This window comes from Chromobacterium aquaticum, assembly GCF_021129195.1.
Taxonomy (GTDB): domain Bacteria; phylum Pseudomonadota; class Gammaproteobacteria; order Burkholderiales; family Chromobacteriaceae; genus Chromobacterium; species Chromobacterium aquaticum.
In genome coordinates this window covers 40,174-64,607 of the sequence record NZ_JAJOHW010000021.1, presented here as the reverse complement: position 1 = coordinate 64,607, position 24,434 = coordinate 40,174, and the positions used below count along the sequence as shown (strand labels likewise).

Here is a 24,434-nt window from a genome sequence, read left to right as displayed (position 1 = left end):
GCTTCAGCCGCCGCGCCGCAAACCACCGCGGGCGTCCAGCTCGCGGTATACCCGCAGCGCCACCCAGGCGTCGTTGCCGGCATAGGCCTGCTGCGCCGGGCTCAAGGGCAGCTTGGACCAGTTGGTGGTGGACAGCTTCTTGGATTTGCGGAAGTACTGGCCGAATAGCCGCGCCACCGCCTGCACTGCGCCGACGGTGATGCGCGCGTCGTCGCTGGGAAAGTGGTCCACCAGGTCCAGCACCCGGCCGCAGCGGATGCCCAGCCGCTGTTGTAGCAGCGCCTGGTCCGAACTGAGCTCAAAGCCCACCAATAGCCGCTTGGGGTCTTCCAGCAGGGTTTTCAGTTCCGGCGCGCACTGGCCGTCCTGTACCGGGAACAGCCAAGCGCCGTCGTCGCTGGCTAGCTGGATCAGGTGCGGACCGGTGGGTTTCTCGCCCTTGTGGAAAGTCGGGCGCGATTCGGTGTCGAAACCCAGCACCGCGCAGCCGGCCAGCGCCTGCAACGCGGCGGCGGCCTGCTCCGGCGTTTCCGCCAGCCGCACTTGTTCCGGCGTCAGGCCGGCGAACAGCGGCAGGGTCTTGATTTCCTCGCGCGGAATTTGTCGGGTTGGCAACATGGCGGCTCTCTTGACCGGGGTAATCTGCAACCTTACCGCATTTAACGGCGATGGTCAGGCATAAGCTGTCATATTCTTTCAGCGCGTCGGCAGGAGATGCCCAACAGCGGCGGCAATATCCTGTAATATCGACGCATGCCCGATTCCTTCCGTTATCTCGGCCGCCAGGCCATCGTCGACCGTCAGCAGCAACTGGTGGCCTATGAGCTATTGTTCCGCTCCAGTCCGGCCAATTTCGCCCTGGTGCGCGACGATCTGCTGGCCAGCGCCGAGGTGTTGCGCAACGCTTTCGGCGAATTGGGCAATGTGGACGTGTTGGGGCAGTTTCCCGGCTTCATCAATGCCAGCGCCGATTTGCTGCAAGACCGTATCCTGGATCAATTGCCGGCGGAACGGCTGGTGCTGGAAATCCTGGAAACCGTGACGGTCACCGACGAATTGCTGCTGCGCATGGCGCAATTGCGCGCCCGTGGTTTCCGCCTGGCGTTGGACGATGTGGTCCACCTGGGGGCCGATCAGATGGCGATGCTGCCGCTGGTGGACATCGTCAAGGTGGACGTGGCGGCGGTGGACGCCGCGCACTTGCCAGTGTTGAAGGCGCAGCTGGACGGTTTCGACGGCATCCTGTTGGCGGAAAAGGTGGACAGCCACGCGCAGTTCGAGCGTTGCTGCGAGCTGGGTTTCGACTGGTTCCAGGGTTATTTCCATAGCCGCCCGGTGGTGCTCAGCAGCGCCGATCTCGGGTAAGCGGCGCGTTCAGGGCATCCGGATCGGCCGGTGATAAGCCAGGCTGGCGGCGCGGGTGTCCGCCACCAGGCGTTCAAACTCGCCGCTGTCCTGTAGCGCCTTCAGGCCGCGATTGAAACGCTCCACCAGCTCCGGACCCTGGCGATGCTTGCGCCAGATCACCACATGCAGCGGCGCCACCCAGAACGATTTGCTTTGCGGTTCCAATTGCTGTGCCAGCCGCGGCGGGAAGTTGCGGGCGATCAGATATTGGCCCACTTCCTGGTCGATGGGAAACAGGTCGATGCGTCCGGCCAGCAGCTTGCGCAGATTGGTGACGTCGTCCGGCGCCACGTCCGGAATCAGCCGGCCGGCGGCCACTTGCTGGTTGAATTCGTCGGAGTAGAAATTCCCTACGGTGACGCCCACCCTGGCATTGCGCAGATTGGACAGGTCGCTCCAGGGAAAGCTGGCGTTGCGGCGCTGAAAGAACACCATGCGCGCATGCAGCACCGGCTGGGTGAACAATAAATCCTGCTTGCGCTCCGGCGTCGGCGCCCAGCCGAAGCTGCCGTCCACGGTGCCGTTGCGCGCCGATTGCAGCGTGCGGTTATTGGGATAGTAGCGGAAGGTCACGTCGACATTGGCGCGGGCGAACGCCTCTTTCACCAAGCGCGACAAAATGCCGTCGTACGGCAGTTCCTTGCCCATATAGGGCGGCCACTCCTGGTTGGACAGGATGACTTTCAGACGTGGCGCGGCCTGCGGCTGAGCTGCCGCCAGCAGGACTACAGCCAGGCTGCCCAGCAGCCAGCTGCGAAGTCTCATCATTCCCCGAATCCTTGCTCGATCTGTGCGCGCTGTATGCGTGCCGCCCGCGTGAAGCGCGGCGCGGGCAGCTTCCGCTCGATATTGTTTGTTGCTGAATCGTAGGCAGGTTTGCCGTCCGCCGTAAAGCGCTTCCAGCGCCGCGGGGCCGGCGAGGGTGCGGACAAGCCGCGGCGGAGGGAGGGATGTGGATGGCCGCGGCGGCGGCCGCGCCCTGTGGGTGCGGCGCCGCGCGCGGTTTTAGCGGCCTTTAGGCGGGCTGAACAGCGCCGAGCTCGGACGCGAGGCGGCGGGCTTGCCGCGCTGGCCCTGGCCTTGCTGCGCGCGCTGGCCGGTTTGGCCGCCTGTTGTGTTTTTGGCCTGTCCCTGACCTTGTCCCTGGCGCGGCTTGGACGCCGGGGCGCGGTGGCCGTGGCCGGTGGGCTTGCTGTCCGGCTGGTGGCGCGGTTTGCCGCCGCCGCCCTGGCGCTGCGGCTGGCCGCGGCGATTGCCGCCGCCCATCGGGATGGGCTCTGGCTTCACCGACAAGTCCGCCTCGAAGCCCGGCACGCTGAAGCGCTCGATCGACTGCTTGGTGAGCTTCTCGATGTCTTTCAGGAAGTTGAATTCGTCGACGCACACCAGGGACACCGCCTCGCCCTTGCTGCCGGCGCGGCCGGTGCGGCCGATGCGGTGCACATAGTCTTCCGGCACATTGGGCAGTTCGAAGTTGACCACTTGCGGCAATTGGTCGATGTCCAGGCCGCGCGCGGCGATATCGGTGGCCACCAGTACTTGCAATTCTCCGCTCTTGAAGTCAGCCAAGGCGCGGGTACGTGCGTTCTGACTCTTGTTGCCGTGAATCGCGGCGGCGGGGATGCCGCTCTTGTCCAGTTTTTCCGCCAGACGGTTGGCGCCGTGCTTGGTGCGGGTGAACACCAGCGCCTGGAACCAGTTGTGCTCCTTGATCAGGTGCATCAGCAGTTCGGTCTTGCGGTCGCGGTCCACCAGGTGGACTTTCTGGTTCACCAGTTCGTTGGTGGTGTTGCGGCGCGCCACTTCCACCAGCTTGGGATTGTCCAGCAGGCGATCGGCCAGGCCCTTGATCTCGTCGGAGAAGGTGGCGGAGAACAGCAGGTTCTGGCGCTTGGCCGGCAGCAGCGCCAGCACTTTGCGGATATCGTGGATGAAGCCCATGTCCAGCATGCGGTCGGCTTCGTCCAGCACCAGGATCTCAACGCCGGACAGATCGATATTGCGTTGGCCGGCGTGGTCCAGCAGGCGGCCGGGAGTGGCCACCAGGATGTCCAGCGGCTTGCGCAGCGCGCGGGTCTGCGGATTGATGTTGACGCCGCCGAACATCACCATGGATTTGAGCGGCAGGTGTTTGCCGTAGGTCTGCACCGATTCTTCCACCTGGGCTGCCAGCTCGCGAGTGGGCGTCAGCACCAGCGCGCGCGGGCGGCCCGGCTGGGTGGCCGGCTTGCCCATCAGCAGATGCAGCAGCGGCAGGGTGAAGCCGGCGGTCTTGCCGGTGCCGGTCTGGGCCGCGGCCAGCAGGTCGCCGCCTTGCAGCACTTGCGGAATGGCCTGCGCCTGGATCGGGGTGGGGGTGGTGTAGCCGGTTTCGCTGACGGCGCGCAACAACGGTTCAGCCAGACCGAGGTCGGCAAAGGTGAGTGTGGACATGTTTGCTCCTGCGACGGCCTATCGCAGTATGTGCGAACCAATCCAGGCTGACGGGAAAAAGTTAGGGGTATGCGGTGGGCGCTTCCGGATGAAGCGCGCGCGGCGCGCAAAGATTGGAATTTTGCGCGCGGGAGGCCGGAGTGTACCGGCAAATGGCCGTTTTGGGAACTTGTCGCCGCATTGTCATATCCATTCCAGCGGAATCACGCGCCGCTCCGGGATACGGCGGCGGCGCTTATTATTAATAAATGCGCATGAGCGAACTGGTATCATGTTGGCTTCGCGCCGGTGCGGCACTATGTGCCTGGCCGGCGCCGGCGGATGCCTGTTTGGATGTGGCCGCCCGGAGTCGGGTGGCGATAACGCAGTTCAGAGGAAATCGGTATGCCTGGATCCGCCCATAGGCTGATCGGCTTGATCATATTGTGTCCGGCGCTGGCGCTGGCCGCCGGCAGGAACGACCACGGCCGCGGCGACGGCGGACATGGCCGCGTGGCCGACGGCGGCAAACCGGCCGAGGAAGCGACCGAGGCCGGCGCGCCGGTGGCCACCGATTTCAACTGCGACAAGCCGGGCAATCCGGTGGAAGCCATGGTGTGCCAGGACGACAGCCTGACCCGTCAGGACAATAGGCTGGAGAAGGTCTACGCCCAGGCGCTGGAGCTGGCGCAGCAGGGCCGGCCGGGCGCCGAGTCCAAGCTGATCGCCGAGCAGCGCCGCTGGGTGAAAAGCCTGAAGGACTGCGTCAAGACCGAGGACATGCATATGTGCCTGGGCGACGTCTACATCATGCGCATCACCCAGCTGCAGGCGGCCTGGGGCCTGGCGCCGGCGCTGACGCCGCTGCGCTATGTCTGCAAGGGCAATGCCACCCGCACCGTGTTGGCAACGTTCTACCGCACTCATCCGCCCACGGTGAAACTGGAATACAACGGTTCCACCGCCATTCTGCACCAGGGCCTGAGCGGCAGCGGCGCGCGCTATGCGGCGCCGGGCCTGGAGTTGTGGATCAAGGGGCGCGAGGCCAGCATCACCTGGCGCGGCGAGCCCTTGGATTGCTCCAGCCAGCCATCGCCCTGAGAGCCTGTTCAAAGTCTCGCGAGCAAGGGCGAGACAAGGCGAAAACGAGCGAAAAAGCGGAATGTACAAGTGGTACATGAGCATTTTGAGCTCGTTTTTAACGCCGTATCGCTGAAGCGCAGCAGACTTTGAACAGGTTCTGAGACAGCGCGGCGCCTGCCATCCGCGATGATTGCGCGCAAAAGCCGGCTGACCCGTACAATAGCTTCTTTTTTCGCAAAGCCGGTTTCCGCATGGCCCTGTCCGCCACCATTTACAAAGCCAATCTCGCCGTGTCCGACATGGATCGCGGCTATTACGCCAGTCATCAGCTGACGCTGGCCCAGCACCCGTCCGAAACCGTGGAACGCATGATGCTGCGCCTGGCCGCCTTCGCGCTCAACGCCAGCGAAACCCTGCAGTTCAGCCGCGGCCTGAGCGCCGACGACGAGCCCGAGTTGTGGCAGAAGAGTTACGCCGAAGACATCGAGCTGTGGGTGGAACTGGGCGAGCCGGATGAGAAACGGCTGAAAAAGGCCTGCAGCCGCGCCGATAAAGTGGTGTTGTACAGCTATGGCGGCCGCGCCAGCGAAGTATGGTGGCCGCAGCTGGAGAACAAGCTGGCGCGCCTGGACAAGCTCAGCGTGTTCCGCGTCGAACCGGCCACGCTGGCTGAGTTGGTCGCCATTTGCCAGCGCAGCATGCAGCTGAGCGCCACCATCCAGGACGGCCAACTCTGGCTGGCCGACGAAACCAGCAATGTGCTGGTGGAGCCGCTGCGCCTCAAATAAGACGCGCAGCGCCTGTGCAAGGCCGTATCGTCGACGCCTAGCAGATCGTAAACAGGTTCTCAGCCGCACAGCCAGGCGCGCAAGCGCGTCAGCCAGCCGGCTTGCGCCGCGCGCGGCAAGCGCGCCTTGCGCTTGAGCCAGGGCATGCGTTGATGGCGGGCCTGGGCATGGGCGCTCAATACACGGTGGTGGCGCAGGGTGTGGACACAGCGGCTCATCGTTGCGCGCTCACTTGCCGCCACCAGGCACGCAAGGAGGCGCGCCAGCCGCGCGCGGCTGTCTCGCGCTCTTCGTGCGGGAAGCGGGCGTTGAGAATATAGCGGCGCAGCGCCAGCGGCGCCGCGTCTTCATCCGGCAGATAGTCGGGGATGCCGCGCGCCGGCTGCGCGCGGATGGCGGATTTGCGGGTGCTCATCGGCAAGGCCTCGCGGTGAAAAGACATTCGCATACTAGGCCTCGACGTGTAAAAAGCGGCTAAAGAATCCGCCGCCGCGGATAAAAAGGCGCTAGTCGCGCCGCGCGGCGCGCATTGCGCGCGCCAAGGCGCCGTCATCGCCCCCGATGCGTTCCAGAGCCGCGACCGCGCCGTCCTGGTCCGCCGCGCTGCGGTTCTGGCTCAGTTTTTCCTTGAGATCCCAGCGTTCCACCCGCAGCCGGAAACCGACGATGGCGCGCTGCATCGCCTGGATGGCCGCGTTTTCGCTTGGCAGCCGCCAGCCGGATTCGCCTTCGAACCGGCGCACCTGCCGTTCCAGCTGCCGCAGCAGGGCCGTGCCTTCCATTTCTTCCGCCACGCCGTGAGCATGCGCGACCCGGTAGTTCCAGGTGGGCACCTGGGCGCCACCGGCGGCGTACCAGGCCGGCGACACATAGCCATGTTCCCCGTGAAACAATGCGACGCTGCGGCCGCGCAGCAGCGCCTGGCTGTGCGGGTTGGCGCGCGCCAGGTGGCCGAGCAGGCAGTCCGGCTGTTCGGGATCGGCCAGCAGCACCAAGTGGCTGATCCACGGCTCGCCGTCGGTCTGCGGGGTGATCAGGGTGGCGAAGGGATGGGCGGCCAATAGTTCCGGCAGCGCGGCCAGGCGGCCCGAGAATGCGTCCGGCGTATACATCATGGCGTGGGCTCCCATTCATAACTGCGTTCGATGCGCGCAACTTCCACCCGGTACTGTCGATACCAGCGCTCGCGTCCCAGTTGCTGCGCCAACAGGTGATCGGCGTGCGCCTTCCAGGCGCGGATGCTGTCGGCGTCCGGCCAGTAGGACAGCGCGATTTCCTGGCCGTCCTCGCTGGCGGAGACAAAGGCGAGACAGCCGAAACGCTCCAGCGCCAGTTGGCGCATTTGCTGCGCCACGGCGAAGTATTCGGCATCGAGTTGCCGCGTGGCGGCGCGGAAAATCACGACATGCATACAGGACCTTCCTGGAGTAAGGTGGAGGAATCGGCATTGTCTCGATTGCCGGCGGTCGTGACCAGAGCCAGTCGGGCCGTTGGCGTGGAACCACCGTGACAGGGGAGTGAACATGACCAAGAGGCTGTTGTTGCGCGCGGCCGATGCTCGTGATGTCGAGCGGATCGCCGCTCTGCATGTCGCCAGCTGGCAGCAGCATTATCGCGGCATCCTGCCGGATGAATACCTGGACCAGCGCGCCTGGGACGAACGCCTGACGCTGTGGCGCCAGCGCTTCGCCGCGGCGTCGCCGCCGTGGGTGCGGCTGGCCTTGTGGTACGGCGAGTCGGTGGGTTTCGTCTGTCTACTGCCGGACGAGGCGCCGGAGCGCGGCGTTTACCTGGACAATCTGCATGTGCTGCCGGGGCAGCAGGGGCGCGGCGTGGGGCGGGCGCTGATGGCCGCCGCCGCCGCGGAGGCGCTGCGCGTCGCGCCGGGCAGGCCGTTGTATCTGTGGGTGTACCAGGCGAATCACGCCGCCTGCGGTTTTTACCGCTCGCTGGGAGGCGTGGCGTCGACGCCGCGCGAGGTGGACACCGCGGCCGGCAGCCGCGCGCTGGCGCTCAGCTATCAGTGGGATGATCCGTCCCGCTTGTTGTAGCGCCGGTTTGCGCCGCCGCAACACCTGGCCGCCGCATCGTTTTACAATGGCGTGATGCCGACTCTCAATTATTTGCAGCACTACCCCGCCGCCTTGCTCGGTCAGGTGCAGGCGCTGCTGGACTCCGGCCAGCTGGGCGCCTGGCTGGCGCGCAGGTATCCGGACCCCCATGAGGTGCAGACCGACAAGGCGCTGTACCAGTACGTGTCCGAGCTCAAGCAGCGCTATCTGAAAAACGCGGCCTTGCCGGCCAAGGTGATGTATGACAACCAGCAGCACCCGGTCAAGGGCACGCTGGGCACCAATACCTTTGTGTCGCGGGTGCAGGGCGGCAAGCTGAAGACCAAGAACGAAATCCGCGTCGCCGCCTTGTTCCGCGACGCGCCGCTGCCGTTCTTGCGCATGATCGTGGTGCATGAGTTGGCTCATCTGAAGGAGAAGGACCACAACAAGGCCTTCTACCAACTGTGCTGCCATATGGAGCCGGACTATCACCAGCTGGAATTCGATATGCGGGTATGGCTGACCTGGCGCGAAAGCCAGGCGGCCTGATCCGCGGTTCCCGCAAGCACAACAGCCCGGCGTTGCCGGGCTGTTCGCATTGAGGGGCGCGCTATTTCTTGGCGATTAGCTGATCGAACACGCCGCCGTCGGCGAAGTGCTTGCGCTGGGCGCCGCGCCAGTCGCCGAAAGTGTCTTTCAGCGTGAACAGCTTGACCTTGGGGAACTGGCCGGCGTATTGCGCGGCGATCTTGGCGTCGCGCGGGCGGTAGTAGTTCTGCGCCGCGATGGTCTGGCCCTGCGGGGTGTACAGGAACTTCAGATAAGCCTCGGCCAGCTTGCGATTGCCCTTCTTGTCGGCCACCTTGTCCACCACCGCCACCGGCGGCTCGGCCAGGATGGACAGCGAGGGGGTGACGATGTCGAATTTGTCCGGTCCCAACTCCTTCACGGCCAGCACCGCTTCGTTTTCCCAGGCCAGCAGCACGTCGCCCAGTCCGCGCTGGGCGAAGGTCAGCGTCGCGCCGCGCGCGCCGGTGTCCAACACCGGCACATGCTTGTACAGCTCGCCTACATAGGCGCGGGCCTTGGCCTCGTTGCCGCCGGGCTGTTTCAGCGCGTAGCCCCAGGCCGCCAGGTAGTTCCAGCGCGCGCCGCCGGAGGTCTTGGGATTGGGCGTGATCACCTGGATGCCGGGCTTGATCAGATCGCCCCAGTCGCGGATGCCCTTGGGATTGCCCTTGCGCACCAGGAACACGATGGTGGAGGTGTAGGGCGAGCTATTGTCCGGCAATCGGCTTTGCCAGTTCTTGGGCAGCAGGCCCTGGTCCGCCAGCACGTCGATGTCGTAGGCCAGCGCCAGTGTCGCGACATCGGCTTCCAGGCCGTGCTGGATCGCCAGCGATTGCTTGCCGGAGCCGCCGTGCGATTGCTTGATGGCGACGTCGCCGCCCTGTTTCTTCCATTGCTCGGCGAAGGCCTTGTTGATGTCCTGATACAGCTCGCGAGTGGGGTCGTAGGAGACATTGAGCAGCTCGGCGGCCAGCAATGGCGCGGCGGCGCTCAGCAAGGATAGGGACAGCAGGGCGTGACGAAGGGTGAGGCGAGGCATGGCGGTTTCCCGGGAAAGCGAACGATGCTTGCATCTAATCAGAAATGTTTTAGCGCCAGAAGTGATTGTTTTTCATCTTTAAATTCCAAATAAATCTATATGAAGCAGGTCTTTTTATAGATATACGGAATAAACATCTTGTTCGATATCATTTCCAGAAATATCAAAGTCGGCCTACAGTGCGAACTCAACCTTTGAGGAGCTGAGCGATGGAACCTTCGCTGGCCGATTTCGACTTGATCATTCAGCCCGGCTGGCGCAACTCCGGCCCACGGCACTGGCAAAGCCATTGGCAGCGGCGGCTGGGCGCTACGCGGGTGGAGACCGGCGATTGGGACGCGCCGCAGCTGGAGGATTGGCTGCAAGGCCTGGATCGGGCGCTGGCGCTGGCGCGCAAGCCGGTCATCGTCATCGCCCACAGCCTGGGCTGCGTGGCGGTGGCGCATTACGCGCAGCGTCAGCCGCAGCGGATTGCCGGCGCCTTGCTGGTGGCGCCGGCGGACGTGGAACGCCCCTTCGTGCCGCGCGAGCTGATGGGCTTCGCGCCGACGCCGCGCCAGCCCTTGCCGTTTCCGGCCAGAATGGTGGCGAGCAGCAATGACCCGTTCTGCAAGACGCCGCGCGCGGCGCGGCTGGCCGGCTACTGGCGCACGCCCATCGCCTGGCTGCGCCAGGCTGGTCACATCAATGTGGAGTCCGGCCACTGCCAGTGGGAAGAAGGCTGGCTGCAGCTGGAGTTGCTGGCGCAGCGGGTCAGGGCCAGCCTGAGCCAGGCGGCCTGAGAACCTGTCTACGATCTGCTGCGCGTCGGCGGGATGGATAGAAATGGGCGTTGAAACCAAGCTCAGTGCTCATGTACCACGTGTACATTCCGCTTTCTCCGCCGCAACGCCTTGTCCCGCCCTAGCTCGCGAGACTTTGAACAGGCGCTGAGTAGCTGTTTGCGATCTGCCGCCCGCGAGACGTCGAGCGGGCGTTGTGCGCGCTTTCGCAGCGGGAGCGGCGTGGTCTAAACTGGGGTGACACGCATTCAAGCATCCCGGGTGGCCATGAAACCGAGCCGATTCCTTGCCTGTTGCTGGCCGCTGCTGGCCGGGGCCGCCAGCGCCGCGCCGCCGCCGAGCCGCATCGGCATCTCCGTGGGGGCGCTGGACAACCCCTTTTATCAGATCGTCGCGCGCGGCGCCTTGCAGGAGGCGCGCGCGCTCAATCCCCAGGCCCAGATCACCACGCTGTCCGCCAATTTCAGCCTGGAGCGGCAGCGGGAACAGGTGCGGCAACTGCTGCGCCTGCGCGTGGAGCTGATCCTGTTGGTGGCCGCGGACAGCAAGGCGGTGGCGCCGTTGGTGCGCGAGGCGCAGCAGGCCGGGGTGCGGGTGGTGGCGGTGGATGTGGACGCCGTCGGCGCCGATGGCACGGTCAAATCGGACAATGTCCAGGCCGGCGTGCTGGCCTGCCGCTATCTGGCGGAGCGAATGCATGGCGAGGGTAATTTCGTGATCCAGAACGGCCCGCCGGTATCCTCGGTCTGGGACCGGGTGGCGGGCTGCCGCCGCAGCCTGGCCGCGTTTCCCAAGATCCAGCTGCTCAGCCATCAGGAGAGCGGGCTGGCGTCCAGCTGGGGCGGCAAGCGGCTGATGACGCAGCTGCTGTTGCGCTACCCGGCGATCAACGGCGTGTTCGCCAGCAACGACCGCCAGGCGTTGGGCGCGGAACAGGCGGCGCGCGCCGCCGGGCGCAAGGAAGTGATGATAGCCGGCGTGGACGGCTCGCCGGACATCGAGAAAGCGCTGCGCGGCGATAGCCAGATCGTGGCCTCCTCCAGCCAGGCGCCTTACGCCATGGGCGTGGAGGCGGTGAAGCTGGGCCGCCAGCTGCTGGCCAATCCCAAGCTCAAGCCGCGCACGGTGACGGTGCCGGTGCAGCTGATCACCCGCGACAATATCGGCGCTTATCAAGGCTGGCAGGGGCCGCAGTCGTCGGCTTCCGCGGCAGCCGGGCGCTAGCCGCGCGACGCCACGGCTTTTTTGACCTGCGGCGGCGGCGGTGTCACACTGCCGGTGTTTCCGCGTCGGCAGCGCCGGCGCCAGCTGTTTCCAACTCAAAGCCAAAGGATTCCACATGTTCGCATCACGCCCGCTCAAAGCCGGCCTGGCCGCCCTGGCGCTGACCTTGCCGCTGCTGGCGCACGCCGACGCCGCTCAGGACGCCGCCGTCAAAGAGTTGTCCGCCACGCTGAACCTGAACAATATGCTGCCGGAACTGGCGCAGCGCACCACCGCCAGCGCGATGCCGCTGCTGCAGGAATACTTCGTCAAGAACAAGATCAAGCTGAGCGAAGCCCAGCAGAAGAAAGCGCAGGAAGGCTTCAAGACCTACGGCGAGAACGTGCACAAGCTGGCCAGCGATTACTTCGGCTCCAGCGCGGCCAAGCAGCAGTTCGAGCAGACCGTGGCCAAGGCCTACAGCGCCCAGTTCAGCGCCGACGAACTCAAGCAGATCAACGCCTTCTACAAGACCGCCGCCGGTCAGAAGCTGCTGAAGCAGCAGCCGCAGATCATCAACACCATCGCCGGCGACACGCTGAAGGCCGCCGAACCGGTGTTGCTGCCCAAGATGCGCGCTGCGGCGGAAAGTTTCGGCAAGAACATCGCCAAGAAATGATCAAGCCACGCTTCATCGCACAAGCCGCCCGTTGAGGCGGCTTTTTTATTGCCGCATCGCGCCAGCTTGGTGCCGATGCACCAGAATGGGTCAGTTCAGCATCAGGCTGAGGCGGCGCGCGGTGTCCACCGCGGCCTCGGCCTGGCAGGCTTCGTCCTGCCATACCCAGACGTTGTGGGTGGGGTCCAGCGCCTCTATCAGCCATAGCCGGCCGCCGCTGCCCAGCGCCACCTGGCGCGCGCGCACCGGTCGGCGATAGTTGAACATCACCACTTCGCTGGTGGCGGCGGCGGTGTTGCGCGAAAACAGTTTCATAGCGGCCTCGCGGCGGGAACGATGGACGCTGGTGTCAGCGCAAGACTCGTGCCAACGCCGGGCGGCGCAGCGGCTATAAAGTGTTTATCGACACGGGATATGTCATTCAAATGATTCGATGCGGCTTACTGCTGTGCTGGGCCGGCTTGGCGCTGGGTGCCACCGTCCCGCCGCGCCAGGTCGTGGTGCTGACCGACAACGGTTATCCGCCGTATTCCTACGAGGCGGATGGACGCGCGGTGGGCGTTTACAACGAGGTGTTGCGCGCGGCGTCGCAGCGCATGGAAGGCTATCGCATCGAGTTGCGGCCGGTGCCGTGGAAGCGCGGCCTGGTCGAGCTGGAAGCCGGCCGCGCCATGGCGTTGTCGCCGCCGTATTATCGGCCGGAGCGCGAGTACATGAGTTATTCGGCGCCGTTCTGGCAGGAGCAGGTGGTGGTGTATTGCCGGGCGGAAGTGATGCGCACGCCTCGACAGCACTGGCCGGCGGATTTCCTTGGTCTGCGCTTTGGCAACAATACCGGCTTCCGGCCCGGCGGCAAGGTGTTCTGGCAAGCGGTGCAGCGCGGCGAGATCCAGCTGGACGAGGCGCCGGACACGCGGGGCAATCTGTTGAAACTGATCAATGGACGCATGGATTGCTATTTGAACGACAAGCTGTCCATCCACTATATGCTGGACCGCTTGCAGCGGCGCGGCGCGATCAGCGCCAGTCAGCGCGGCGAACTGGTGGAGGCGGTCAGCCTGAACGGCGAGCAGGCCTATATCGGCTTCAGCAAGCGCGGATCCCAGCGCTACCCGTATCAGGACGATTTCATCCAGCAACTCAACGCCGTGCTGGAACGGATGAAACGGGAAGGACGGATTGCCGCCATCGTCGAGCAGGTCTTGCATGGCGGACTGCCCTAGCGGCGCCGTTTGCCGGTTTTGACAGCGGCGAGCGCCGGTTTTAGCATGGTTCGGTCGCATTACGGAAATCAAGCATGGAAAACCGCAAACTGGCGGTATTGATAGACGCCGACAACGCACAGTCGGCGCTGATTGCCGAACTGCTGGCCGAAGTGGCCAAGTACGGCACCGCCGTGGTCAAGCGCGCCTACGGCGATTGGACCACCAGCCAATTGAAGGGCTGGAAGGAAGTGCTGCATCAATACGCGATTTCGCCGATTCAGCAATTCGCCTACACCAAGGGCAAGAACTCCACCGACTCCGCCTTGATCATCGACGCGATGGATCTGCTCTACACCGGCAATTTCGATGGTTTCTGCCTGGTGTCCTCCGACAGCGATTTCACCCGCCTGGCCACCCGGCTGCGCGAGTCCGGCCTGATGGTGATCGGCCTGGGCGAGCAGTCCAAGACGCCGCGGCCCTTCATCGCCGCCTGCGACAAATTCGTGTTCACCGAGATTCTGCGGCCGGAGCCGGCGGCCAAGAGCGCGGGCGACAGGCCCAAGGCGCGCAGCACCCGCAGCCGCGCCAAGCCGCAGCCGGAGAAGGAGCGCCACCCGCTGCAGGACATGTTCACCAATGCGATCGAGGCGGTGGCGCGCGACAGCGGCTGGGCCGAGTTATCGGTGGTGGGTACTTATCTGGCCAAGAACGACCCCTCGTTCGACCCGCGTGTTTATGGTCATTCCCGGCTATCGCAAATGGTGAAGAAGCTGGATTTCCTGACGGTGCAGGAAAGCCGCAACGGCTCCAAGCTGCATTGTGAAATCCGGCTCAAGCAGGACGGCGAACCGGCGCCCGCCGCCGCCGTGTCCGCGCCGCCCGAGCCCGAAACGACACCGGAAGCGCCGGTGCGCAAGAAGCGCAGCCCGCGTAAAAAGCCGGCGGCTGCCGCCTGACACGGCTGCTGGTACACTGTTTGCATTCCAAGGATCAGCGCCGGCGCATGCGCCAGCGATCCGTACAACAAGCCATATTCGCAAGGGACAGAACATGATTATCCGTGACGCCACGCTGGAAGACCTGGCGGCGATTCTCGACATCTACAACGAGGTCATCGCCACCACCACCGCCATCTACAACGACGATCCGCTGTCCGCCGGCGAATTCGCCGTGTGGTTCCAGGACCGCGCCGCCGCCGGCTACCCGGTGCTGCTGGCCGAAGAGGGCGGCAAGATCCTGGGCTTTTCCAGCTTTGGCGATTTCCGCGTCAAGCCGGGCTACCGCTTTACCGTGGAACACAGCGTGCACCTGTCGGCCGATGCCCGCGGCAAGGGCATAGGCACCGCCTTGGTGCAGGCCTTGTTCCCGCGCGCCAAGGCCTTGGGCAAGCACACCATGGTGGGCGCGGTGGACGCCGCCAATGAGGGTTCGATCCGCTTCCATGAAAAATTGGGCTTCCAGCAAGTGGGCATGCTGCCGCAGGTGGGGTTCAAGTTCGGCCGCTGGCTGGACCTGGTGTTCTTGCAACGTTTCATCGATGGCGCCAGCGAGGGCCCGGCGACGCCATAAGCCGGTTCACGGTCACGCGAGGCGGCCTTGCGAGGAGGCGTAGATCGTAAACAGGTTCTAACGACCGTCATATAGCGCCCGGCCGCCCAGCAAGCGGCGGCTGAGGCGCGCAGCCAGCCAGGAGGCCAGCAGCAAGGGTGCGGTCAGGCCGAAGCTGGCGGTCATCTCCAGCATCATGACCACGGCCAGCCACGGCGCTTGCGCGGTGGCGGCCAAAAAAGCCGCCATGCCGGTGACGATGACGCCGGCCAGCGGCGCCGCGCCGGGCCACAGCGCGTTCAGCGATAGGCCGATCAAGGCGCCTCCGGCGGCGCCGACAAACAGCATGGGCGTGAAGATTCCGCCCACGGCGCCGGAGCCGCTGGTGGCCGCGGTGGCCAGCAGCTTGCAAAGCAGCAGGGCCAGCAAGGTCTGCCACAGTGGCGCGGCGGTCAGCAGCGCGGACACCGTGCTATAGCCGTTGCCCCACATTTCCGGCCAGAACCAGGCCAGGCTTCCCACGATCAATCCCCCCAGCGCCATGCGCGCCGGCAAGGCCAGGCCGATGGCGGCGAAGGCGCGCCGCGCGGCGTTCATCGCTTGCAGAAACCACGGCGCGAGCAGGCCCAGCGCGCAGGCCACCAGACAATAGGCCAGCAGGGCCGTCGTTGTCAGCGCCGGCAGCGGCGGAACGTGGTAGATCGCCGGCAGCTTGAACCAGGCGCCGGAGGCCAGGCTGGCGACGGCGGAGGCGACGATCAGCGGCGGCAGGCCGCGCCAGCGCCGGCGCGGCCGTACCACTTGGCAGACGAACAAGACGCCGGCCAGCGGCGCGTGGTAAGCGGCGGACCAGCCGGCGGCGATGCCGCAAGCCACCAGCAGGCGGCGGCGCGGCAAGGAGAGGCGCTGCCGCCGCGCCAGCAGCGAGCCGCCCAGCGCGGCCAGCGACACCATGGCGCCCTCACGCCCGATGGAGCCGCCGGAGGCGACGGTGAACAGCGAGGACAGGCATTTGATCAGCACGGTACGCAGGCCCAGGCGGCCGTCGCCGACGCGCACCGCTTCCAGGTAGTCGCCGCCGGCCGAGCCGCGCGCCAGCCGCAGGCCGTGTTGCAATACCAAGCCGGCCAGCAGGCCGCCGACGGCGGGCAGGGCGGCGCGTTGCCAGGCGGGCAGTTGGCGGGCGATGCCGACCAGGCTGCCGCTCATGCCGGTGAGCAGGTGTTCCAGTGCGTTCAGCGCCAAGTGGAAGCCGGATACGGCGGCGGCGCCCAACAGGCCGATGAGCACGGCGGCGGGCAGGTCGGGGAGGTGGAGCTGGCGAAGCAAGGCGGCCGGGCGGGGCATCGGGTCGTCCAGTGCGGAAATGAGAAGCGCCGCAGATGACTGCGGCGCTTGCTCGTGCTTTTTACCACTGTCGAATGCAGTGTTTTCTTGATATTTCTCTATTCACCCTTGTACGACTTAGCGCACCTCTGCAACGATATCCCTACTGAACACCTTTTCGCAATACTTGCATTTCATTTTTGTGTCGCGCGCCTGGGGTTTGACATAGAAAAAGCTGGTCACCGGCTCATTATGCGAAATGCAGTTGGAGTTGGGGCAGGAGAAGATGCCTTCGATGGTGTCCGGCAGCGCCAGCTTGTGTTTCTTCACCACTTCGAAATTGTCGATCACGTTGACGGTGGCCTGCGGCGCGAACAGCGCCAGCTCGTTGGCCTGCTCCTCCGACAGCGCGATGTTCTCCACCTTGATGATGTCCTTGGCGCCCATGTGGCGGCTGGACAGGTTCAGCCCCACGGTGACGCGCTCGCCGGTTTCGCTGAGCTTGAACAGGCGCAGGATGGTCAGGCCCTGGCCGGCCGGGATGTGGTCGATGACGGTGCCTTGCTTCAGCGCTTCTACGGTGCGGGTGTATTGCATGATGGTTTTCCTTTTCCTGAATCAGACGGTCTCGTTCAACACCAGCGACAGCAGCGCCTGGCGCGCGTAGACCCCGTTCTTGGCCTGTTCGAAGTAATAAGCGTGCGGCGTGGCGTCCACGCTGGTTTCGATCTCGTCCACGCGCGGCAGCGGGTGCAGTATCTTCATATTGGTGCGGGCGCTGTGCAGCATGTCGGCGCGCAGCACGAACTTGCCCTGGATCTTCTTGAATTCGGCCTCGTCGAAGCGCTCGCGCTGCACCCGGGTCATGTACAGCACGTCCACTTGCGGAATCACATCGTCCAGGCTGCCGACCACGGTGTACTGGATGCCTTTTTCGTCCAGTTCCTCGCAGATGTAGTCCGGCATCGCCAGCTGTTCCGGCGCGACGAAGTAGAAGCGCGCGCCGAACAGCGACAGCGCCTGGGTCAGCGAGTGCACGGTGCGGCCGTACTTGAGGTCGCCGACGAAGGCCACGGTCAGGTTTTCCAGCGTGCCCTGGGTTTCGCGGATGGTGAACAGGTCCAGCAGGGTTTGGGTCGGGTGCTGGTTGGAGCCGTCGCCGCCGTTGATGATGGGCACGGCGGAGAATTCGCTGGCCAGCCGCGCCGCGCCCTCCTTGGGATGACGCATCACCACCGCGTCGGTGTAGGACGCGATGATCTTGATCGAGTCGGCCAGGGTTTCGCCCTTCTTGGCGCTGGTGTTGCCGCCGTCGGCGAAGCCGATGACGCTGCCGCCCAGCCGTTGCACCGCGGTTTCAAACGACAGCCGGGTGCGGGTGGACGGTTCGAAGAAACAGCTGCCCACCAGCTTGTCCTTCAGCAGATCGTTGCGCGGCTGCTGCTTCAGCTTGCCGGCCGTGGCCACCACCAGCTCCAGTTCCTCGCGGCTGAAGTCCGGTATGGAAATGATGTGTTTGCGGTAGAGGGGGTTGGCCATGGTCGCGTCCTTTCAATAGTGGCTTTATGAGTCGCGGATAAAAAAAAAGCCCCTGGGATCAGGAGCTTGTTTTCTTACTGCGCTGGGGTTCGGGAACGGCAAGGCCTCGAGCCAACGCCAAGTCGCCGCCGTGGCGGGCGGTGCGTCGTGCGGGAAGAGCTGCTGCGTGGGTCATTGCCTGCGGTCCGAACAAAATTGCGGGATTGTAATCCCAATTCCGGCGCGGCGGTAAGACCCGTGTCGCATTTATCGAAATTGATGGCAGAAAAGGGACACTTCCGCGCCCGCGGCGTGCCTTGGGCGGCGCTCAGCGCAGCGCGTACTTGATGCCCAGCCCCAGAAAACAGATGCCCAACAGGCGGTTCAGAAGCAGACGGCCGCCAGGGGCGAACGCGCGGCGGCGCAGATGGCCGGCCAGCCACACCAGCAGCGCCAGGTAGAGCATATTGATCAGGCAGAACACCACGGCCAGCTGAGCGAAACCGGCGGCGCCGGCGTGGCCGGCGTCCAGGAACTGCGGAAAGAAGGCCATGAAGAACAGAATGGCCTTGGGATTGGCCAGGGTGATCAATAGCGAGCGGCGGAAACAGGCGCCGGCGCCGCGCTGCGCTGGCGCGGCCGCCGTGGCGCTGTCGCCACGGGCCAGCAGCAGCTTAGCGCCCAGCCAGGCCAGGTACAGCGCGCCGGCGTAGCGCAGCAGTTCGAACCAGCCGGGGTGAGCGGCCAGCAAGGCCGCCACGCCGCCGCCGGCCAGCGCGATCAGGATCAGATCGCCGGCCAGCAGCCCGGCCTGGGCCGCGTAGCCAGCGCGCAAGCCGCCGCCGCTCAGCGCGCCGAGTATCGACAGGGTGCCGGCTCCCGGCGTCACCACCAGCAGCAGCGAGGCGGCGATGAATGGCCACCAGTCGATTGCCGTCATCAGGGTCGTCCTTTCATGGCCCGGGGTTCAAGTGCGGAAATCGCCCACCAGCGCCTCCAGCCGCGCCGACAATTCGCGCAGATGGCTGACCGAGGACGCCACCTGGCGCACCACTTCGCTATTGCTCTGCGCCATGCTGCTGATGCGCTCCACGTTCTGGGCGATTTCCAGGCTGGCGGCGGATTGCTCGCGGGTGGAGGCGGCGATGTCGACGATGCTGCCCACCAGGCCGTGGCTGCGGTCCAGCACGGTCTGCATCGCCTGGTTGGCGTCCTCGGCGATGGCGACGCTATTGCCCACCAACTGGGTGCTCTTCTGCACATCGCTGACCGCGTCGCGGGTTTCCTGGCCGATGGCGTTGACGATGCGGCTGATTTCCACCGTGGCCTCGGCGGTGCGGCCGGCCAGATTGCGCACCTCGTCCGCCACCACCGCGAAGCCGCGGCCCAGCTCGCCGGCGCGCGCCGCTTCTATCGCCGCGTTCAGCGCCAACAGATTGGTCTGGTCGGCGATGTCCTTGATCACGTTGACGATGGTGCTGACCTCGGCCGAACGCGCGCCCAGGCCGTTCACCCGCTCCGCCAGCGCCTGCATATTGCTGGTCATGCGCTGGATCTCGGCGGTGACCTGATTGACGGTGGCGACGCTGCGCTCGGTCAGCGCGCCGGTTTCGCGCGCGGTGTCCTCGGCCTGCTGCGAGGTGTTGGCGATGTGCTGCACGCTGACGGTGACTTGTTCCACGCCGGCGGCGGTGGCGCTGGCGGCGTCCGACTGCGAGGCGGAGGCGCTTTCCACCTGCCGCGCCGATTCCTGCAGCGAGACCGCCGCCGCGGTGACCGCCTGGCTTTGCTCGCGCACGTCGACGAACATATCGCGCAGGCTGGCGATGAAGCGATTGAAGGCGTCGGCGGTGCGGCCGATTTCGTCGCGGTTGCGGATGGGGATGCGTATCGTCAGGTCGCCCTTGCCGGAAGCCAGCTGCTCCATGGTGGCGGCCAGGTGGTTCAGTGGTCGGGTCAGCGCGCGCACCACGCCGGCCAGCACCAGCAGGATCAGCGCCAGCGCCACCACGCCTATCAACACCGCGGTCAGGCTTTGCCGGCGTGCGTCGGCGGTGATGGCGGCGGTGGGAATGCTGACGCCCAAGGTCCAGAACTGGCCGGTATTGGCCACTTTCACCGAGTGGAAGAAATGAGTGAAGCCACCGGCCTCGTAGACGAAGTCCTCGCCCTGCTTGATCTTGGCCAGATAGGGCGCCAGCGGGCCGTCCTTGGCCGCGGGCTTGCCCAGCTGCGCCGGATCGGGATTGACCACATAGAGGCCGCCTTCGGACAGCATGCTGACGTAGCCGGTTTCATACAGCCGGATCTGGCCGAACTTTTTCTGCAGATCGTCCAGCGCGATATCGGTGGCGGACACGCCCAGCATCTTGCCGGCGGCATCCTTCATCACCACCGCCAGCGAGCTCTCCAGAATCTTGCGGTTCTGCACCTCGTAGGGGTAGGGCTCGGTGATGGTGTCGCGGCCACGCTGCTTGGGCACGTAATAGAAATCACCCCAGCCCGGTTTTTCGTAGTCCGGCTGGTAGCTGTCCGGGTGTTCCTTGAATTTGGGAAACTCCTTGACCCGGTCCGCCGACATCATCACGTCCATCTGCGCCTTGCCCTTGTCGTTCTTGGTGACATAGGGCTGATAGCGGCCGGTGGGATCGTGGCGCGGCCAATCCAGGCGGAAGGCGTTGTCGTTGCCGTCGAAGGCATTGGGCTCCCACAGCATCCACAGGCCCACGGATTGCGGCGCATTGTCCAGCAGCTGCTGGATCATATTGTCGGCGAGCTTGCGGTCCGGGTGCGCGACGCGCTGTATGCCCTGCACCGCGTCGGCGAGGTGGCGCGGGATGGTGAAATTGCGCGCGAAATCGCTTTCCGCGTCCTTGGCATAGCTGCTGGCTTGCTCCGAGGCCAGCTTATAGCCCTGGTCCACCGCCGAGTTGTAACTCTGCCAGGCGATCAGGCCGATCATGACGGCGAAGCCGACGGCAATGGCGGCCGCGGCCACCACGATGATGCGGGTGCTCAGATGGCCCCAATTCTGTTTTTCCATGCTTCTTCCCCAAAGCCTTTGCGAAACCTGTTATCTGGCGCGCTGCCACGGCGACGCTCGAGCGGAGGCGAGGCCCGGCGTCTTGCCCTTATTTATAGACATTAAAGCCATTGACCCCGGGCGGTCCATGCCGACGCGCTAAAAGCCGGCCTTGTCCGCGCCGGCGCGTGGAAGCCGCGCCACAACCGGCGGCGCGGCAATATTTACAGCCGCGTGACAGCCGGTGCCGGACTGCGCTATTTAGCTGGCTTTGCGGCCGAATCGCGCTCAATGCGCCCGGCCGCGCGTTTATCTTTATTTGCGAACCGGCTGACGGATCAACTTGCAAATGGCGGTGGCCGGGCTGATTCTGAAAGAGACGCCCCGCGCTGGCGGGTTGATCGAACGGCGGAGACATGGCCGCGCGCTGGCGCGGCAGGAAAAGAGCACAGAATGATCAAGTGCATAGAGGTGGCCGATCTCAAGGTGGGGATGTATATCCATGACTTGAATTGCGACTGGATGTCGCACCCGTTCCTGCTCAAGCGTTTCTTGATCAAGAACGAGGAGGAGATCCACAAGATCGCCGATTCCGGCATTCACGAGGTGTATATCGATACCCGCAAGGGTCTGGATCTGCCTTCCGCGCCCACCGCCACCGAGGTGAAAAAGCAGCTGGAAGAGCAGATCCGCGAATTCGGCAGCCATAAAAGCATACTGGAACGGCAGGTGGAGGCCGGCGCCGAGTTTGGCCGCGCGCAAATGATACATAGCGAGGCCAACCTGATCATCCAGGGCATTCTCAAGGATGTGCGGCTGGGCAAGCAGGTGGAGCTGGAAATGGTGGAGCCGTCGGTGTCCAAGATGACCTCGTCCATCCTGCGCAACGGCGGAGCGTTGCTGTCGCTGTGTCGGATCAAGGACAAGGACAATTACACCTTCCAGCATTCGGTCAGCGTGGGCGCGCTGATGGTCAGCTTCTGCAATGCGATGGGGATGAGCAAGGAAGTGATACACCATGCCGGCATCGGCGGCATGTTGCACGATATCGGCAAGATGAAGATTCCGGACCGCATCCTCAACAAGCCGGGCAAATTGACCGAGCAGGAATTCGCGGTGATGAAATGCCATGTGGTGGAGAGCAAGCAGATTCTGCTGCAAACCACCGGCATTTCAGAAACCGCGGTGCTGGTGGCCGCGCAGCATCACGAGCGCCACGACGGCAGCGGCTATCCGGCCGGACTCAAGGGCGAGGAAATCTCGCAGCTGGGGCAGATGGCGGCCATCGTCGATGTCTATGACGCGCTGACCTCGGATCGCTGCTACCACAAGGGCATGGCGCCCACCGACGCGCTGCGCAAGATCTATGAGTGGTCCAAATTCCATTTCAACCCGCAGCTGGTGCAGGCCTTCATGCGCAGCATAGGCATTTACCCGGTGGGCACCCTGGTGCGGTTGGAGAGCGGCCGCCTGGGCGTGGTGGTGGAGCAAAACGAGAGCAATCTGATCTCGCCCAAGGTGAAGGTGTTCTTCAGCACCAAGAGCAATGTCTATATCCCACCGGAACTGGTGGATCTGGGGCGCGGCATGGGCTTCGGCGGCGGCGATCGCATCGTCAAGCACGAGTCGCCGGACAAGTGGAAGATCGATCCGCTGCGTTTTCTATAAGAACCTGTTCACGATCTGCTGCGCTTCGTGAAACGTCGCACGGTGAGTGCAAGCTCAAAATGCTCATGTGCCACGTGTACATTCCGCTTTTTCGCTTGTTTTCGCCTTGTCTCGCTCTTGCTCGCGAGATCGTGAACAGGCTCTAAGCGCAAGCGGTTCAGCCTAGCGGTAATCCCCCCACACCGTCTGCATCGCCGCCACCGCCGCCAGCGCCGCGGTTTCGGTGCGCAGGATGCGCGGCCCCAGCTTCAGCGGCGTCCAGCCGGCATCCAGCGCCGCGGCCTCCTCGCGCGCGGAGTAGCCGCCTTCCGGGCCGGCCATCAGCCAGGCGCGCGCCGGCGCGGCGGCGATGTCGGCCAGGCGCTGAGTGCCGACCGGCGACAGGATCAGTCGCGCATCGGCGTCCGGCAGCCGTTTCAGCCATTGCTCCAGCGATAGAATCGGCAATACTTGAGGAATGCTGTTGCGGCCGCATTGCTCGCAGGCGGAAACCACGATCTCCTGCCAGCGCGCCACGCGCTTGTCGGCGCGCTCGCCGGAGAGCTTGACGATGGAACGCTCCGCGGCGATGGGCTGGAACGCGGACACGCCCATTTCCACGCCTTTTTGCAGCGTGAACTCCATCTTGTCGCCACCGGAGATGGCTTGAGCCAGACCCATCCAGATCGGTGTTTCACGTGAAACATCGTCAAAGCCTTCGATGCGGCAATGGGCATCGCGCTTCAGCACCGCGTCCAGCATGGCCGAGTACTCGCCGCCACGGCCGTTGAACAGGGTGATGGCGTCGCCGGCATTGAGCCGCAGCACCTGCACATGGCGCACTACCGTGTCCGGCAGGGCCAGTGTTTGGCCGACGCTAAGGTCGGCGTCAATGTAAAACCTGGGCATCACGTATTGAAAGTCGCTGTTGATATCGGTATTTTGCTTTGTTTGCTGCAATTGCAGCAAATGGGATTGTAGCGGCCTTGGGGGAAAACGGATGCAGGTGCTGGAACAGGTGATGCAGGTGCTCAGGGAAGTGGCGCGCGACGAGGTGATGCCGCGCTTTTTGCGCGTGGGCAAAAGCCGCAAGGACGACGGCACATTGTTCACCGAGGCCGATATGGCTTGCCAGCAGGCTTTGCAGGCCGCCTTGCCCCGCATCCTGCCGCACCCGGTGCTGGGCGAGGAGATGGAATTGGCCGAGCAGGACCGGCTGTGGGCGGAAAATCAGGATGGCCTATGGGTGGTGGACCCGATAGATGGCACCACCAACTTCGTCAACGGCCTGCCGTATTTCGCCATTTCCGTCGGCCTGATGGTGGGCGGCAAGAGCCGGCTGGGCGTGATCTACAATCCGGTATCCCAGGAAATGTTCTACGCCAGCCGCGGCGAGGGCGCTTATCTGAACGGCCAGCGCCTGCCGCTGAAAACCGTGGTCAACACCATGTGCGACGCCATCGCCAGCGTCGAAGTCAAATACCTGCGCTCCGGCAAGCTGGCCGCGCGCATCGGCAGCACCTGCCCCTGCGGCAGCCTGCGCAATCTGGGCTCCAGCACGCTGGACTGGTGTTATCTGGCGGCCGGCCGCTACGATCTTTATCTTCATGGCGGTCAGCGGCTGTGGGATTACGCCGCCGGGGCGGTGATCCTGGAAGAGGCCGGCGGCCAGATCGCCAGCCTCAACAGCGACGATTACTGGAGCGATGTGATCTGGAAGCGTTCCGCCATCGCCGCGCTCAATCCGGAGCTGTTCTCCCAATGGCACCGCTGGGTGCGCGCCAACCAGTAGCCGGCTTTAGCCGCGGAACATGAAGTAGACCGCGCCCACCAGGCATAGTCCGGCCCAGACGTAATCCCAGCGGAAGGGCTGGTTCATGTAGAACACCGCGAACGGTATGAACACCGACAGCGATATCACTTCCTGAATGATCTTCAGCTGCGACAGCGTCATCGTGCCGTAGCCGGCGCGGTTGGCCGGCACCTGCAGCAAATACTCGAACAAGGCGATGCCCCAGCTGGCCAATGCGGCCAGCCACCAGGGCTTGGACGACATGTCCTTCAGGTGGGCATACCAGGCGAAGGTCATGAATACATTGGACAACACCAGCAGCAGCGGCGTCAGCAGATAAGGCGAGATATTCATGATGT

29 protein-coding genes are annotated in these 24,434 nt (G+C 64.6%); 13 read left to right on the top strand and 16 right to left on the bottom strand.

Features of this window, described 5'->3' with window-relative positions; all coding sequences use genetic code 11:
• Nucleotides 1-3 precede the first annotated feature (3 nt).
• Nucleotides 4-618 carry a 3'-5' exonuclease gene (locus LQT98_RS03555; protein ID WP_231461138.1) on the bottom strand — a complete coding sequence of 205 codons (615 nt, stop codon included), beginning with the start codon at nucleotides 616-618 and terminating at the stop codon, nucleotides 4-6.
• 135 nt (nucleotides 619-753) lie between these two features.
• Here LQT98_RS03555 and LQT98_RS03550 point away from each other — a divergent pair, with 135 nt between their 5' ends.
• Nucleotides 754-1,365: an EAL and HDOD domain-containing protein gene (locus LQT98_RS03550; RefSeq protein ID WP_231461137.1), complete on the top strand. Its 612-nt coding sequence runs from the start codon at nucleotides 754-756 to the stop codon at nucleotides 1,363-1,365.
• 9 nt (nucleotides 1,366-1,374) lie between these two features.
• Here the strand turns inward: LQT98_RS03550 and LQT98_RS03545 are convergent, their stop codons facing one another.
• Complete coding sequence (locus tag LQT98_RS03545; protein ID WP_053074216.1) at nucleotides 1,375-2,175, bottom strand: substrate-binding periplasmic protein; 801 nt, start codon at nucleotides 2,173-2,175, stop codon at nucleotides 1,375-1,377.
• A gap of 237 nt (nucleotides 2,176-2,412) precedes the next feature.
• Nucleotides 2,413-3,840, bottom strand: coding sequence for a DEAD/DEAH box helicase (locus LQT98_RS03540; RefSeq protein WP_048408483.1), 1,428 nt, complete (start codon nucleotides 3,838-3,840; stop codon nucleotides 2,413-2,415).
• 384 nt (nucleotides 3,841-4,224) lie between these two features.
• Between LQT98_RS03540 and LQT98_RS03535 the strand changes: the two genes are divergently transcribed.
• Nucleotides 4,225-4,920 carry an MliC family protein gene (locus tag LQT98_RS03535; protein WP_231461136.1) on the top strand — a complete coding sequence of 232 codons (696 nt, stop codon included), beginning with the start codon at nucleotides 4,225-4,227 and terminating at the stop codon, nucleotides 4,918-4,920.
• A gap of 233 nt (nucleotides 4,921-5,153) precedes the next feature.
• Complete coding sequence (locus LQT98_RS03530) at nucleotides 5,154-5,690, top strand: YaeQ family protein (protein WP_231461135.1); 537 nt, start codon at nucleotides 5,154-5,156, stop codon at nucleotides 5,688-5,690.
• A 59-nt stretch (nucleotides 5,691-5,749) separates the two neighbouring features.
• On the opposite strand, the gene LQT98_RS03525 is transcribed toward LQT98_RS03530, so the two are convergent.
• The 4 genes from LQT98_RS03525 to LQT98_RS03510 are packed head-to-tail and all read right to left on the bottom strand — an operon-like array spanning nucleotide 5,750 to nucleotide 7,101.
• Nucleotides 5,750-5,908: a hypothetical protein gene (locus LQT98_RS03525; protein WP_156183732.1), complete on the bottom strand. Its 159-nt coding sequence runs from the start codon at nucleotides 5,906-5,908 to the stop codon at nucleotides 5,750-5,752.
• The gene (locus tag LQT98_RS03520; protein ID WP_231461134.1) at nucleotides 5,905-6,138 is read right to left on the bottom strand and encodes a hypothetical protein; all 234 of its coding nucleotides are present in this window, start codon (nucleotides 6,136-6,138) and stop codon (nucleotides 5,905-5,907) included. The genes LQT98_RS03525 and LQT98_RS03520 overlap by 4 nt, the downstream gene beginning before the upstream one ends.
• Before the next feature lie 58 nt (nucleotides 6,139-6,196).
• The gene (locus LQT98_RS03515; RefSeq protein ID WP_231461133.1) at nucleotides 6,197-6,805 is read right to left on the bottom strand and encodes an FMN-binding negative transcriptional regulator; all 609 of its coding nucleotides are present in this window, start codon (nucleotides 6,803-6,805) and stop codon (nucleotides 6,197-6,199) included.
• On the bottom strand, nucleotides 6,802-7,101 hold the full coding sequence (locus LQT98_RS03510) for an antibiotic biosynthesis monooxygenase family protein (protein ID WP_231461132.1): 300 nt from the start codon (nucleotides 7,099-7,101) through the stop codon (nucleotides 6,802-6,804). The genes LQT98_RS03515 and LQT98_RS03510 overlap by 4 nt, the downstream gene beginning before the upstream one ends.
• A 112-nt stretch (nucleotides 7,102-7,213) precedes the next feature.
• Between LQT98_RS03510 and LQT98_RS03505 the strand changes: the two genes are divergently transcribed.
• Both LQT98_RS03505 and LQT98_RS03500 read left to right on the top strand, forming a co-directional pair.
• Nucleotides 7,214-7,741 (top strand): GNAT family N-acetyltransferase, encoded by a 528-nt coding sequence (locus LQT98_RS03505; RefSeq protein WP_231461131.1) that lies wholly within the window; start codon nucleotides 7,214-7,216, stop codon nucleotides 7,739-7,741.
• A gap of 54 nt (nucleotides 7,742-7,795) precedes the next feature.
• A complete protein-coding gene (locus LQT98_RS03500) occupies nucleotides 7,796-8,293 on the top strand; it encodes a M48 metallopeptidase family protein (RefSeq protein ID WP_048408478.1) in 498 nt (165 codons plus the stop codon).
• Between the two features lie 61 nt (nucleotides 8,294-8,354).
• Here LQT98_RS03500 and LQT98_RS03495 read toward each other — a convergent pair whose 3' ends face one another.
• The gene (locus LQT98_RS03495; RefSeq protein ID WP_231461130.1) at nucleotides 8,355-9,353 is read right to left on the bottom strand and encodes a sulfate ABC transporter substrate-binding protein; all 999 of its coding nucleotides are present in this window, start codon (nucleotides 9,351-9,353) and stop codon (nucleotides 8,355-8,357) included.
• Nucleotides 9,354-9,562: 209 nt separating this feature from the next.
• On the opposite strand from LQT98_RS03495, the gene LQT98_RS03490 reads away from it, so the two are divergent.
• The 3 genes from LQT98_RS03490 to LQT98_RS03480 all read left to right on the top strand — a co-directional run bounded on the left by LQT98_RS03490 (nucleotide 9,563) and on the right by LQT98_RS03480 (nucleotide 12,017).
• Nucleotides 9,563-10,135: an RBBP9/YdeN family alpha/beta hydrolase gene (locus tag LQT98_RS03490; RefSeq protein ID WP_048408477.1), complete on the top strand. Its 573-nt coding sequence runs from the start codon at nucleotides 9,563-9,565 to the stop codon at nucleotides 10,133-10,135.
• A gap of 267 nt (nucleotides 10,136-10,402) precedes the next feature.
• A complete protein-coding gene (locus LQT98_RS03485; RefSeq protein ID WP_231461129.1) occupies nucleotides 10,403-11,359 on the top strand; it encodes a substrate-binding domain-containing protein in 957 nt (318 codons plus the stop codon).
• Nucleotides 11,360-11,474: 115 nt separating this feature from the next.
• A complete protein-coding gene (locus LQT98_RS03480; RefSeq protein WP_048408476.1) occupies nucleotides 11,475-12,017 on the top strand; it encodes a DUF2059 domain-containing protein in 543 nt (180 codons plus the stop codon).
• A gap of 90 nt (nucleotides 12,018-12,107) precedes the next feature.
• Here the strand turns inward: LQT98_RS03480 and LQT98_RS03475 are convergent, their stop codons facing one another.
• Entirely contained in the window at nucleotides 12,108-12,332 is a 225-nt protein-coding gene (locus LQT98_RS03475; RefSeq protein WP_048408475.1) for a hypothetical protein, read from the bottom strand.
• Between the two features lie 110 nt (nucleotides 12,333-12,442).
• Between LQT98_RS03475 and LQT98_RS03470 the strand changes: the two genes are divergently transcribed.
• From LQT98_RS03470 to LQT98_RS03460, 3 genes are all read left to right on the top strand, one after another.
• Nucleotides 12,443-13,240, top strand: coding sequence for a substrate-binding periplasmic protein (locus LQT98_RS03470; RefSeq protein ID WP_231461128.1), 798 nt, complete (start codon nucleotides 12,443-12,445; stop codon nucleotides 13,238-13,240).
• 74 nt (nucleotides 13,241-13,314) lie between these two features.
• Nucleotides 13,315-14,178 (top strand): NYN domain-containing protein, encoded by an 864-nt coding sequence (locus LQT98_RS03465; RefSeq protein ID WP_231461127.1) that lies wholly within the window; start codon nucleotides 13,315-13,317, stop codon nucleotides 14,176-14,178.
• A 94-nt stretch (nucleotides 14,179-14,272) separates the two neighbouring features.
• A complete protein-coding gene (locus LQT98_RS03460; protein WP_231461126.1) occupies nucleotides 14,273-14,791 on the top strand; it encodes a GNAT family N-acetyltransferase in 519 nt (172 codons plus the stop codon).
• A 57-nt stretch (nucleotides 14,792-14,848) separates the two neighbouring features.
• Here LQT98_RS03460 and LQT98_RS03455 read toward each other — a convergent pair whose 3' ends face one another.
• From LQT98_RS03455 to LQT98_RS03435, 5 genes are all read right to left on the bottom strand, one after another.
• Nucleotides 14,849-16,117, bottom strand: coding sequence for a chloride channel protein (locus LQT98_RS03455; protein WP_231461125.1), 1,269 nt, complete (start codon nucleotides 16,115-16,117; stop codon nucleotides 14,849-14,851).
• A gap of 117 nt (nucleotides 16,118-16,234) precedes the next feature.
• Nucleotides 16,235-16,693, bottom strand: coding sequence for an aspartate carbamoyltransferase regulatory subunit (gene pyrI, locus LQT98_RS03450; RefSeq protein WP_048408471.1), 459 nt, complete (start codon nucleotides 16,691-16,693; stop codon nucleotides 16,235-16,237).
• 21 nt (nucleotides 16,694-16,714) lie between these two features.
• Nucleotides 16,715-17,635: an aspartate carbamoyltransferase gene (gene pyrB / locus LQT98_RS03445; protein ID WP_048408470.1), complete on the bottom strand. Its 921-nt coding sequence runs from the start codon at nucleotides 17,633-17,635 to the stop codon at nucleotides 16,715-16,717.
• A 307-nt stretch (nucleotides 17,636-17,942) separates the two neighbouring features.
• Nucleotides 17,943-18,554 (bottom strand): LysE family translocator, encoded by a 612-nt coding sequence (locus tag LQT98_RS03440; RefSeq protein WP_231461124.1) that lies wholly within the window; start codon nucleotides 18,552-18,554, stop codon nucleotides 17,943-17,945.
• A gap of 27 nt (nucleotides 18,555-18,581) precedes the next feature.
• Nucleotides 18,582-20,657 carry a methyl-accepting chemotaxis protein gene (locus LQT98_RS03435; RefSeq protein WP_048408468.1) on the bottom strand — a complete coding sequence of 692 codons (2,076 nt, stop codon included), beginning with the start codon at nucleotides 20,655-20,657 and terminating at the stop codon, nucleotides 18,582-18,584.
• Nucleotides 20,658-21,089: 432 nt separating this feature from the next.
• Between LQT98_RS03435 and LQT98_RS03430 the strand changes: the two genes are divergently transcribed.
• Nucleotides 21,090-22,304 carry an HD-GYP domain-containing protein gene (locus tag LQT98_RS03430; protein ID WP_048408467.1) on the top strand — a complete coding sequence of 405 codons (1,215 nt, stop codon included), beginning with the start codon at nucleotides 21,090-21,092 and terminating at the stop codon, nucleotides 22,302-22,304.
• 162 nt (nucleotides 22,305-22,466) lie between these two features.
• Here the strand turns inward: LQT98_RS03430 and LQT98_RS03425 are convergent, their stop codons facing one another.
• Nucleotides 22,467-23,192, bottom strand: a complete 726-nt coding sequence (locus tag LQT98_RS03425) for a 16S rRNA (uracil(1498)-N(3))-methyltransferase (protein WP_048408560.1) — start codon at nucleotides 23,190-23,192, stop codon at nucleotides 22,467-22,469.
• 97 nt (nucleotides 23,193-23,289) lie between these two features.
• On the opposite strand from LQT98_RS03425, the gene LQT98_RS03420 reads away from it, so the two are divergent.
• Nucleotides 23,290-24,075 (top strand): inositol monophosphatase family protein, encoded by a 786-nt coding sequence (locus LQT98_RS03420; protein ID WP_197081382.1) that lies wholly within the window; start codon nucleotides 23,290-23,292, stop codon nucleotides 24,073-24,075.
• A 6-nt stretch (nucleotides 24,076-24,081) separates the two neighbouring features.
• Here the strand turns inward: LQT98_RS03420 and LQT98_RS03415 are convergent, their stop codons facing one another.
• Nucleotides 24,082-24,429, bottom strand: a complete 348-nt coding sequence (locus LQT98_RS03415) for a DMT family protein (protein ID WP_197081375.1) — start codon at nucleotides 24,427-24,429, stop codon at nucleotides 24,082-24,084.
• Nucleotides 24,430-24,434 lie beyond the last annotated feature (5 nt).

Coding starts and splice junctions, on each gene's coding strand:
- LQT98_RS03555 (WP_231461138.1), bottom strand. CDS start 618: ATGTTGCCAACCCGACAAATTCCGCGCGAGGAAATCAAGACCCTGCCG.
- LQT98_RS03550 (WP_231461137.1), top strand. CDS start 754: ATGCCCGATTCCTTCCGTTATCTCGGCCGCCAGGCCATCGTCGACCGT.
- LQT98_RS03545 (WP_053074216.1), bottom strand. CDS start 2,175: ATGATGAGACTTCGCAGCTGGCTGCTGGGCAGCCTGGCTGTAGTCCTG.
- LQT98_RS03540 (WP_048408483.1), bottom strand. CDS start 3,840: ATGTCCACACTCACCTTTGCCGACCTCGGTCTGGCTGAACCGTTGTTG.
- LQT98_RS03535 (WP_231461136.1), top strand. CDS start 4,225: ATGCCTGGATCCGCCCATAGGCTGATCGGCTTGATCATATTGTGTCCG.
- LQT98_RS03530 (WP_231461135.1), top strand. CDS start 5,154: ATGGCCCTGTCCGCCACCATTTACAAAGCCAATCTCGCCGTGTCCGAC.
- LQT98_RS03525 (WP_156183732.1), bottom strand. CDS start 5,908: ATGAGCCGCTGTGTCCACACCCTGCGCCACCACCGTGTATTGAGCGCC.
- LQT98_RS03520 (WP_231461134.1), bottom strand. CDS start 6,138: ATGCGAATGTCTTTTCACCGCGAGGCCTTGCCGATGAGCACCCGCAAA.
- LQT98_RS03515 (WP_231461133.1), bottom strand. CDS start 6,805: ATGATGTATACGCCGGACGCATTCTCGGGCCGCCTGGCCGCGCTGCCG.
- LQT98_RS03510 (WP_231461132.1), bottom strand. CDS start 7,101: ATGCATGTCGTGATTTTCCGCGCCGCCACGCGGCAACTCGATGCCGAA.
- LQT98_RS03505 (WP_231461131.1), top strand. CDS start 7,214: ATGACCAAGAGGCTGTTGTTGCGCGCGGCCGATGCTCGTGATGTCGAG.
- LQT98_RS03500 (WP_048408478.1), top strand. CDS start 7,796: ATGCCGACTCTCAATTATTTGCAGCACTACCCCGCCGCCTTGCTCGGT.
- LQT98_RS03495 (WP_231461130.1), bottom strand. CDS start 9,353: ATGCCTCGCCTCACCCTTCGTCACGCCCTGCTGTCCCTATCCTTGCTG.
- LQT98_RS03490 (WP_048408477.1), top strand. CDS start 9,563: ATGGAACCTTCGCTGGCCGATTTCGACTTGATCATTCAGCCCGGCTGG.
- LQT98_RS03485 (WP_231461129.1), top strand. CDS start 10,403: ATGAAACCGAGCCGATTCCTTGCCTGTTGCTGGCCGCTGCTGGCCGGG.
- LQT98_RS03480 (WP_048408476.1), top strand. CDS start 11,475: ATGTTCGCATCACGCCCGCTCAAAGCCGGCCTGGCCGCCCTGGCGCTG.
- LQT98_RS03475 (WP_048408475.1), bottom strand. CDS start 12,332: ATGAAACTGTTTTCGCGCAACACCGCCGCCGCCACCAGCGAAGTGGTG.
- LQT98_RS03470 (WP_231461128.1), top strand. CDS start 12,443: ATGATTCGATGCGGCTTACTGCTGTGCTGGGCCGGCTTGGCGCTGGGT.
- LQT98_RS03465 (WP_231461127.1), top strand. CDS start 13,315: ATGGAAAACCGCAAACTGGCGGTATTGATAGACGCCGACAACGCACAG.
- LQT98_RS03460 (WP_231461126.1), top strand. CDS start 14,273: ATGATTATCCGTGACGCCACGCTGGAAGACCTGGCGGCGATTCTCGAC.
- LQT98_RS03455 (WP_231461125.1), bottom strand. CDS start 16,117: ATGCCCCGCCCGGCCGCCTTGCTTCGCCAGCTCCACCTCCCCGACCTG.
- pyrI (WP_048408471.1), bottom strand. CDS start 16,693: ATGCAATACACCCGCACCGTAGAAGCGCTGAAGCAAGGCACCGTCATC.
- pyrB (WP_048408470.1), bottom strand. CDS start 17,635: ATGGCCAACCCCCTCTACCGCAAACACATCATTTCCATACCGGACTTC.
- LQT98_RS03440 (WP_231461124.1), bottom strand. CDS start 18,554: ATGACGGCAATCGACTGGTGGCCATTCATCGCCGCCTCGCTGCTGCTG.
- LQT98_RS03435 (WP_048408468.1), bottom strand. CDS start 20,657: ATGGAAAAACAGAATTGGGGCCATCTGAGCACCCGCATCATCGTGGTG.
- LQT98_RS03430 (WP_048408467.1), top strand. CDS start 21,090: ATGATCAAGTGCATAGAGGTGGCCGATCTCAAGGTGGGGATGTATATC.
- LQT98_RS03425 (WP_048408560.1), bottom strand. CDS start 23,192: ATGCCCAGGTTTTACATTGACGCCGACCTTAGCGTCGGCCAAACACTG.
- LQT98_RS03415 (WP_197081375.1), bottom strand. CDS start 24,429: ATGAATATCTCGCCTTATCTGCTGACGCCGCTGCTGCTGGTGTTGTCC.